We start from the raw sequence: 457 nt of genomic DNA, 5'->3' as shown, positions 1-457 counted from the left end.
GTCCCGCAGGCCGCGGCCGACGATCAGCCGGATGCCGGGCAGGGAACGGGCGGCATCGAGCAGCAGAGTGTGCAGGTCAGTTCGACGTATGGTGCGGAAGGGGGGGGCGGCACCGGCGGTGGTCATCGGCATTTCAGCCAGCCGAGAACCATCCTGCCAGCGCCGGACAACAAGGCGTTCGGCAACCACAGAGGCGCGCTTAACGGCCAGGCCGAGATCGAGAGCTTCGAGAACATGCCCGGCATTTGGCGAAAGCTGGATGCCCGCACCGGTCTCGCCGAAGCCGGTGCGCTTTTCCGCGACCGTCACGGAGAAGCCGCGCCGCGCCAGTGCAATGGCGGCTGTAAGCCCGCCGATGCCGGAGCCGGCGATCAGGATATGGGGAGCGGCCACGACTGTCTTCGGCAATTGGATGCGCCAGCAACCGGCACGACCGGTCGCGATGGGAAGCTGTGGG

The 457-nt window shown here is 67.6% G+C and carries 1 protein-coding gene; it reads right to left on the bottom strand.

Features of this window, described 5'->3' with window-relative positions:
• A partial coding sequence (locus tag AB4Y92_RS25780) for an NAD(P)-binding protein (RefSeq protein ID WP_441822205.1) occupies nucleotides 1-393 on the bottom strand: 393 nt, incomplete at its 3' end.
• Between the last annotated feature and the right edge of the window lie 64 nt (nucleotides 394-457).

Origin of the sequence: Lysobacter sp. TAB13 (genome assembly GCF_052113885.1) — a bacterium.
Lineage (GTDB): Bacteria > Pseudomonadota > Gammaproteobacteria > Xanthomonadales > Xanthomonadaceae > Lysobacter > Lysobacter gummosus.
This window is presented reverse-complemented; position numbering and strand designations above follow the sequence as displayed.